The organism is Streptomyces sp. NPDC057638 (assembly GCF_042800315.1).
Lineage (GTDB): Bacteria > Actinomycetota > Actinomycetes > Streptomycetales > Streptomycetaceae > Streptomyces.
The window spans coordinates 1-7,952 of record NZ_JBHVHF010000328.1; the positions used below are offsets into that span (position 1 = coordinate 1).

Here is a 7,952-nt window from a genome sequence, read left to right on the forward strand (position 1 = left end):
ACTTTTGGCACGCTGTTGAGTTCTCAAGGAACGGACGCTTCCTTCAGACCCTTTTCACCAGGTCCTCCGGGCGCTTCCCTTCGGTGTTTCCAACCTTACCAGATCTTTTTCCCGCCGTTTCCGGCTGACTTTCCGATCCAGTGGCCGTTGGAGTGGCCTTCGCCTTTCGGCTGACCCGACTTTATCAGATCCTTTCGGGCCTGACTCCCGGTCGAATTAACGGGATTGCCTTTCGGCGCTCCACCACATTAGCCGATTCCCGCGGCGACTCATAATCGAGTCACACAAGTCCACCGGATTCTGATTTCGGCATGCCGAAATCACACCCGATGAGGGTTCGTCGTAAGTGAGGTGGATGGCCGCTACGGGATGCTGAACAGCAGGGCCCGTGTCAAGCGGCTCGGGCTACGTTAGGCGGCGTGAAGGAGTGAGTCAAGTTGTGCGGCGCCGTGGCGCGTGCGGGCGGTAAGGGCTCACCGTGGGGTCGCCCTCGATCCAGTAGCGCCAGGGGTGATGGGCGCCATCGCCGCCCACTCCGGTGCGGGGACCGTTCCTCACCTGGTCAGGATGGGGAGGCCGACCGGGCAGCAGGGAGAGCGGGGCCGAGCCGCCGGCGCAGAGGTCCGCGCCGTTGAGGGAACGGTCGACATCGAGTGCGGTCGCCAGCCGGGCCGGGCCTTTGGCCAGTTCCTTGTCATGGCGGGCCGAGAGTCGTCTCTTCCGGGCCAGCTCGGCACCCCTCAGAATCTCCCCCGCGCGCAGCAGGCACCCGCTCGCGCGGCCCTCGGGGCCGCACACGGCGTTCAGGCAGTGCCACATTCCATAGGTGAAGTAGACATAGGCATGACCGGGCGGGCCGAACATCACGTCATTGCGCGCCGTGCGGCCCCGGTAGGCGTGGGAACCCGGGTCGAGCTCCCCCGCGTACGCCTCCACCTCGGTGACGCGCAGTTCGATCGGGCCGTCCTCTGTCTGGCGTATCAGTGTGGCCCCGAGGAGGTCAGGTGCGACCTCCAGGACAGGGCGGTCGAAGAACGCCCGGGGAAGCGGCGTACGGTCGGATGGCTCGATCATGGCGCCCGAGGTTACCGGGGAACGACGGACGCTCGTGGTTCGTTCGACGTGGAGCAAGACCTACAAGGAGTGGACATGGGCTTTAAGAAGCTGCTCGCGAGCCTCGGTGCCGGTGGCGCCTCCGTGGAGACGGTGCTCACCGAGGAGAACGTGGTGCCGGGCGGCGTCGTCCAGGGTGAGGTGCGCATCCAGGGCGGCTCGGTGGAACAGAGGATCGAAGGGCTCTCCGTCGGCCTCCAGGCACGCGTCGAGGTCGAGAGCGGGGACCAGGAGGTCAAGCGGGACATCGTCTTCACCAAGCAGCAGCTCGGTGGCGCCTTCGAGATCCAGCCCGGGGCGGTGCACGTGGTGCCGTTCGGGCTGGAGATCCCCTGGGAGACCCCGGTGACGAGCATCGGGGGCCAGCGGCTGCACGGGATGGACATCGGTGTGGTGACGGAGCTGGACATCGCCCGGGCGGTGGACTCCAGCGACCTCGACCCGATCCAGGTGCATCCGCTCCCGGCCCAGCAGGCGATCCTCGACGCCTTCTTCCAGCTCGGGTTCCGCTTCAAGAGCGCGGACATGGAGCGCGGGCACATCCGGGGGTCGCGGCAGACGCTCCCCTTCTATCAGGAGATCGAGTTCCTGCCGCCGCAGCAGTACCGCGGGGTGAACCAGGTCGAGCTGACGTTCATCGCCGATGAGCGGGAGATGGACGTCGTCCTGGAGATGGACAAGAAGGGCGGGCTGTTCACCGAGGGCAGCGATTCGTACCGCGCCTTCCAGGTGGGGCTGCACAGCTACGGGTCCACGGACTGGGCGGCCTATCTGAATCAGTGGCTCGCCGATGTGGGTGGCCGTCGCAACTGGCTGTGAGCCCGGCGCCCGCCCGCTCCACTAGGGTCGGGCGCGGCCATCCCCAGTCGAGCCGGAGGTTCAGACGTGAGCAAGCAGCAGCGGGCGCCCCTTCCCCATGACTTCCACCCCGAGGTGCCGTCCTTCACCGTGGTGAGCGAGGACCTGGCGCCGGGCGCGGAGCTGGGGGCGGCGCAGGTCTACGCGGAGGGCAACACCTCCCCGCGGCTGCGGTGGGAGGGTTTCCCCGCGGAGACCAAGAGCTTCGCCGTGACCTGCTTCGACCCGGACGCTCCGACCGGGAGCGGATTCTGGCACTGGGTGCTCTTCGACATTCCGTCCTCGGTGACGGAGCTGCCCGCCGGAGCGGGCGGCGGTTCCTTCGCGGGGCTGCCCGAGGGCGCGGTCCACGCCCGTAACGACTACGGCTCGAAGGACTTCGGGGGTGCCGCGCCGCCCGCCGGGGAGCGGCACCGCTATGTGTTCACGGTCTACGCCGTGGACAGCGAGCGGCTCGGGCCCGACGAGGACTCCTCCCCCGCCGTGGTGGGCTTCCATCTGCGGTTTCACACGCTGGGCCGGGCCCAGCTGATCGGTGAGTACGAGGCTCCCTCGGGGGACTGATCGTTCACGCGTTGTTTGCCCTGCTCTGGTCTTGGAGAGATCAGAGCAGGGCAGTTTTCGTTTTGCCGGGGTCTTCTCCGAGACCCGTGGGCGCGGCGATATTGCGTTGTCCATCCCGGCACGCCCGGCCAGAGTTGCTCAGAGCCCGACGGCCCGGGAGCCGCTGGGCCGCTGAACGGAGGTGGGCGGGATGCGGGACACGCTGGTGCTCAACGCGAGCTTCGAGCCGTTGTCGACGGTGACGCTGAACCGTGCGGTGGTGCTGGTCCTCCAGGACAAGGCGGTCGTCGAGCAGTCCCACCCCGGACTCCGGATGCGCGCGGCCTCGGTCGATCTTCCGGTGCCCCGGGTGATCAGGCTCTGCCGCTATGTACGGGTGCCGTTCCGAAGACAGGCGCCGTGGTCACGGCGGGGTGTGCTGGCCCGGGACCAGCACCGGTGCGCGTACTGCGGCAGACGCGCCACGACGGTGGACCATGTTCTGCCCCGCTCGCGTGGTGGCGCGGACAGCTGGCTGAACACGGTGGCCTCCTGTGCCGAGGACAACCACCGCAAGGCGGACCGTACGCCGGAGCAGGCCGGGATGCCGCTGCTGCACCAGCCGTTCGTCCCGTCCCCCGCCGACGCGATGCTGCTGGGGATGCGGGCCGGTCACCGCGGTGAGCTGCCCGACTGGCTGCTGGGCAGGTCCGCCGCGTAGCCGCTGTTCCTCCGGAGTACCGCCGAGCCCGTCTCCGTATGACGTCCCCCGGGTCGGGGACGGCGGGGGCGGGCTCCGGTGTGTTCAGCCGTAGCGGCGCAGGAGGAGCTGGACCACGGCGACCGTGCCGACGGCGACGATGATGCCGCGCAGGACCGTCGGGGAGAGCCGGCGGCCGACGGTGGCGCCTATCTGGGCGCCGAGGGTGGAGCCGGTCGCGATGAGGACGACGGCCCACCAGTCGAACTCGGCGACGAAGAGGAAGAAGAGCGCCGCGATGGCGTTGACCACGGCGGCGAGGACGTTCTTGACGGCGTTGAGGCGCTGGAGGGTGTCATCGATCAGCATCCCCATGAGGGAGATGTAGATGATCCCCTGGGCGGCGGTGAAGTAGCCGCCGTAGACGCTGGAGAGCAGCAGCCCGCCGAGGAGCAGCGGGCCGCCGTCGGGGGAGCCGGGTCCGCCCCGGCGTTCACGGCGGCGCTGCACGGCGCGGGCGATACGGGGCTGGAGGATCACCAGCACCAGGGCGAGCGTCACGAGGACGGGGACGATCGTCTCGAACGCGGTGGACGGGAGCGTCAGCAGCAGCGCCGCTCCGGCGATGCCCCCGGCGGCGGTGACGGTGGCGAGTCTGATGATCCGGCGGCGCTGGCCGGCCAGTTCGGCGCGGTAGCCGATGGCGGCGCTGATGGATCCGGGGACCAGTCCGAGGGCGTTGGAGACCGTGGCGGTCACGGGCGGCAGGCCGGTGGCCAGGAGGACCGGAAAGGTGATCAGGGTGCCGGATCCGACGACCGCGTTGATGGCGCCCGCGCCGACTCCGGCGGTGAAGACGGCGAGCATCTCCCAGATGGTCACGGCGGGCGCCTCCGTGGTCGGTCATGATCGGTGCCGAGTGCACCGATCATGCCTGACGGCCGTGGGGGTCAGGTGACCGGGGGCTCCTCGCGGCGTTCGGCGCCGGAGTTGAAGGGGGCCGGACCGCTGCCACCGGTGTTGAAGCCGGGGGCACCATTGCCGAGGTTGCCGAAGGCGCCGGAGAGGCCCTTGAGCGCGTCGCCGATCTCGCTGGGGACGATCCAGAGCTTGTTGGCGTCGCCTTCGGCGATCTTCGGGAGCATCTGGAGGTACTGGTACGAGAGGAGTTTCTGGTCGGGGTCGCCCGCGTGGATGGACTCGAAGACCGTACGGATGGCCTGGGCCTCACCCTCGGCGCGGAGCGCGGCGGCCTTGGCGTCACCCTCGGCGCGGAGGATGGCGGACTGCTTCTCGCCCTCGGCGGTGAGGATGGCGGACTGGCGGGTTCCCTCGGCCTGGAGGATCGCGGCGCGCTTGTCGCGGTCGGCGCGCATCTGCTTCTCCATCGAGTCCTGGATGGAGGTGGGCGGCTCGATCGCCTTCAGCTCGACGCGGTTGACGCGGATGCCCCACTTGCCGGTGGCCTCGTCGAGGACGCCCCGGAGGGCGGCGTTGATGTCCTCGCGGGAGGTGAGGGTTCGCTCCAGGTCCATGCCACCGATGATGTTGCGCAGGGTGGTGACGGTGAGCTGCTCGATCGCCTGGATATAGCTGGCGACCTCGTAGGTCGCGGCGCGGGCGTCGGTGACCTGGTAGTAGATGACCGTGTCGATGTTGACCACCAGGTTGTCCTGGGTGATCACCGGCTGCGGCGGGAAGGGCACGACCTGTTCGCGGAGGTCGATGCGGTTGCGGATGGTGTCGATGAACGGGACGACGATGTTGAGGCCCGCGTTGAGGGTGCGGGTGTAACGCCCGAAGCGCTCGACGATGGCGGCGCTGGCCTGGGGGATGACCTGGATCGTCTTGATCAAGGCGATGAAGACCAGCACCACCAGAATGATCAGGACGATGATGATCGGTTGCATCGCGTTTCCCTGTGCCCTTCGCTGCCGGACGGTGACGGTGACCTGTTGGTCCGTGGTGGAGCCATGGTGGATCTGATGATCGAGTTTTCCAGAACGCGGGCCCGTTTGGGGAACGTTCCCCCGGCTTGGGCCGGATCATGCGGTGAGACCGGCCCGGTGGGGCGTCACATCACGATGGCGGTGGCGCCCTCGATCTCGACGACGTCGACCTGCTCGCCCGCCTCGTACGTCAGGGTGGTGTCGAAGGCCCGCGCCGACCAGATCTCTCCGGCGAGCTTGATCCGGCCGCCCTGGCCGTCCACCCGTTCCAGGACGACGGCCTGACGGCCTTTCAGTCCGTCGACCCCGCTGGCGAACTGGGGACGTCCGCTGCGGTGGCGGCGCGCGATCGGCCGTACGACGGCGATCAGGGCCACCGAGACCACGGCGAAGACCAGTACCTGGGCGAGGACAGCGCCACCGAGCGCGGCGGTGACGGCTCCACCGACGGCCCCCACCGACAACATCCCGAACTCGGGCATCGCGGTGAGGACCAGCGGAATGCCCAGTCCCACCGCTCCGATCAGCCACCAGACCCACGCGTCGATTTCCACATGGTCATGGTAGATCGGTGGGTCGGACCGGGACAGGGGGCGGCGGAGGCCGACCGTGATCTCAGCGGGGATATCTCCGTGAGGTACGGGGGTGACGCGGCGGCCAGGGCCGGTGGTGCTCAGCCGAGCGGCAGGCCCTGGGCCATCCAGCGGCCGTTGTTGTGCTCCACGACCAGCGGCAGGCCGAAGCAGAGGGAGAGGTTGCGGGAGGTCAGCTCCATCTCGATGGGCCCGGCCGCCAGGACCTTGCCCTGCCGGATCAGCAGGACATGGGTGAAGCCCACCGGGATCTCCTCGACATGGTGGGTGACCATGATCATGGAGGGGGCGTACGGGTCGCGGGCGAGCCGCCCGAGCCTGCGCACCAGGTCCTCACGGCCACCGAGGTCGAGCCCGGCCGCGGGCTCGTCGAGCAGGAGCAGTTCGGGGTCGGTCATCATCGCGCGGGCGATCAGGGTGCGCTTGCGCTCGCCCTCGGAGAGGGTGCCGAAGCGGCGGTCGAGGTACTCGGTCATGCCGAGCCGGTCGAGGAAGGCGCGGGCGCGCTCCTCGTCCACGGCCTCGTAGTCCTCGTTCCAGGTGGCGGTCATGCCATAGGCGGCGGTGAGGACCGTCTGGAGCACGGTCTGGCGCTTGGGCAGCTTCTCGGCCATGGCGATGCCCGCCATCCCGATCCGGGGGCGCAGCTCGAACACGTCGACACCGGCGGCGCCGAGGCGCTCGCCCAGGATCGTCGCCTTGCCGGTGCTCGGGAAGAGGTAGCTGGACGCGACGTTGAGCAGGGTGGTCTTGCCCGCGCCGTTGGGGCCGAGGATGGCCCAGCGCTCGCCTTCCTTGACCGACCAGGAGACGTCGTCCACCAGAGCGCGTCCGTCGCGGACCACGGATACGTCCACCAGCTCCAGTACATCGCTCATGAGCGCGTTGTCTCCCCATGCAATCGTCGTGAGGTCGGTGGGGCCTCGCCGCGCCGGTGCGCACGGTCCCCTAGGGAAAACCTACGCCACCGGCAGGGCGGGCCACTCCCCCGGCCCGGGGTGTGGGTCCGGTCTCCAGGGTGCCGCTGGTGGATCAGGCTGGGTCGGGGAGCGGGGGGTCCGGCGCTGGGACACTCGCCCAGGCTCCGCCCGCGGGCACCCGCGCCCCGGCCGCAGGACCCAGGGGAACGGAGGCACCACCCGGGCAGCGGGGCCCAGGGGGAGTGCCAGGGCACGACGGACAGACGGGACTTCGACAACACGACCTAGGCTGCGCACATGCTCTCGGAACCACGCTCAGGAAAGCTGGCCGCTTGGGGGAACGCCCTGCTGGCCGGGTCGGTGTCACCGGACGAGGCGGTGGCGGCCGTCGTCGGGGATGACGCGGTGCACCGGGTGGAGGGGCTGCCGGGCGAGGCGGGACCGGTGGGACTGACCCTGGCGCTGGGGCGGCTGCGCGGGCTCGGGGTGGCGGGGTGGCGGGTCTCCCTGCCCGCTCCCGGGCATCCGCTGGGGCTGAGCGGACCGCCGGAGTTCAACGCGCGGGCGATGGAGGCGGAGGAGGCGGTCATCGGGTTCGGGGCGCCGTACGGGCTGGTGCCGGAGGTCTCCGAGGCCGGCCCCGAGGGCGATCTCCATGTGGGGGTGGTCTGGCACTGTCTGCCGGTGCGTCAGGCGCCGCCCGCCGATGTGCCCTCTCTCGGGGAGGCCGAGCGGGAGCTGGCGGAGGCGCTGCGGGAGGCGACGGCGACGCTGTCGCGGCTGGACGTGGCGGCGTCGGGGCCGGTGGCCGAGGCGGCGATCGACGCGTACCGGGCCCGCGCCGAGCGGGGGCGCGAGCTGCTGGCGCCCGGCTATCCGCCCCGGGCGGTACGGGTGCTGGAGCTGGCCCAGCGGGTGGGTCTGCTGATCGATGTCGCCCTGGAGGGCTCGGTCGGTACGGGGCACGGGGGCGCGGTGAGCGCCTCCGAGATGGCGGCGCGGACCGAGGCGCTGAGACCGGTGGAGCGGGTGGCCCGGCGGGCCCGGGTGGCGGCGTACAACGCGTATGTGGAGGAGAGGGAGCGGGGGCGCTGAGGCGGTGGGGGTGCCGGTTTCCGTTCGACGGGGTCGGCGTGGCCGGCTGTAGGACCGTTGTGGCCGGGTGAGCGCCGTACGGCTTCGTAAGGCTCGTCGGGCTCCGTACGCCCGGCGCGCGGGCGGGTCTCCAGGGTGACGGGCCCGCACGCACGGACGACCGGCGCGCGCTGTGGGGAGG

At 70.1% G+C, this 7,952-nt stretch carries 9 protein-coding genes; 4 read left to right on the forward strand and 5 right to left on the reverse strand.

Translation table 11 applies throughout. The features are described 5' to 3' along the window. Positions 1 to 432: 432 nt before the first annotated feature. On the reverse strand, positions 433 to 1,074 hold the full coding sequence (locus tag ACFVIM_RS29775; protein ID WP_384307754.1) for a DNA-3-methyladenine glycosylase: 642 nt from the start codon (positions 1,072 to 1,074) through the stop codon (positions 433 to 435). Positions 1,075 to 1,149: 75 nt separating this feature from the next. Between ACFVIM_RS29775 and ACFVIM_RS29780 the strand changes: the two genes are divergently transcribed. The 3 genes from ACFVIM_RS29780 to ACFVIM_RS29790 all read left to right on the forward strand — a co-directional run bounded on the left by ACFVIM_RS29780 (position 1,150) and on the right by ACFVIM_RS29790 (position 3,235). Continuing rightward, positions 1,150 to 1,932: a sporulation protein gene (locus ACFVIM_RS29780; protein ID WP_384307757.1), complete on the forward strand. Its 783-nt coding sequence runs from the start codon at positions 1,150 to 1,152 to the stop codon at positions 1,930 to 1,932. A gap of 66 nt (positions 1,933 to 1,998) precedes the next feature. Then, positions 1,999 to 2,535, forward strand: a complete 537-nt coding sequence (locus ACFVIM_RS29785; protein ID WP_384307760.1) for a YbhB/YbcL family Raf kinase inhibitor-like protein — start codon at positions 1,999 to 2,001, stop codon at positions 2,533 to 2,535. 190 nt (positions 2,536 to 2,725) lie between these two features. Continuing rightward, positions 2,726 to 3,235: an HNH endonuclease gene (locus tag ACFVIM_RS29790; protein WP_384307763.1), complete on the forward strand. Its 510-nt coding sequence runs from the start codon at positions 2,726 to 2,728 to the stop codon at positions 3,233 to 3,235. A gap of 84 nt (positions 3,236 to 3,319) precedes the next feature. Here the strand turns inward: ACFVIM_RS29790 and ACFVIM_RS29795 are convergent, their stop codons facing one another. The 4 genes from ACFVIM_RS29795 to ACFVIM_RS29810 all read right to left on the reverse strand — a co-directional run bounded on the left by ACFVIM_RS29795 (position 3,320) and on the right by ACFVIM_RS29810 (position 6,634). Next, positions 3,320 to 4,096, reverse strand: a complete 777-nt coding sequence (locus ACFVIM_RS29795; protein WP_384307766.1) for a sulfite exporter TauE/SafE family protein — start codon at positions 4,094 to 4,096, stop codon at positions 3,320 to 3,322. 68 nt (positions 4,097 to 4,164) lie between these two features. Next, positions 4,165 to 5,124, reverse strand: a complete 960-nt coding sequence (locus ACFVIM_RS29800; protein WP_384307769.1) for an SPFH domain-containing protein — start codon at positions 5,122 to 5,124, stop codon at positions 4,165 to 4,167. Between the two features lie 164 nt (positions 5,125 to 5,288). Then, positions 5,289 to 5,717 carry an NfeD family protein gene (locus tag ACFVIM_RS29805; RefSeq protein ID WP_384307772.1) on the reverse strand — a complete coding sequence of 143 codons (429 nt, stop codon included), beginning with the start codon at positions 5,715 to 5,717 and terminating at the stop codon, positions 5,289 to 5,291. 119 nt (positions 5,718 to 5,836) lie between these two features. Continuing rightward, positions 5,837 to 6,634 (reverse strand): ABC transporter ATP-binding protein, encoded by a 798-nt coding sequence (locus tag ACFVIM_RS29810; RefSeq protein ID WP_384307775.1) that lies wholly within the window; start codon positions 6,632 to 6,634, stop codon positions 5,837 to 5,839. 339 nt (positions 6,635 to 6,973) lie between these two features. Between ACFVIM_RS29810 and ACFVIM_RS29815 the strand changes: the two genes are divergently transcribed. Then, positions 6,974 to 7,771 (forward strand): hypothetical protein, encoded by a 798-nt coding sequence (locus ACFVIM_RS29815; protein WP_384307778.1) that lies wholly within the window; start codon positions 6,974 to 6,976, stop codon positions 7,769 to 7,771. Positions 7,772 to 7,952: the final 181 nt, after the last annotated feature.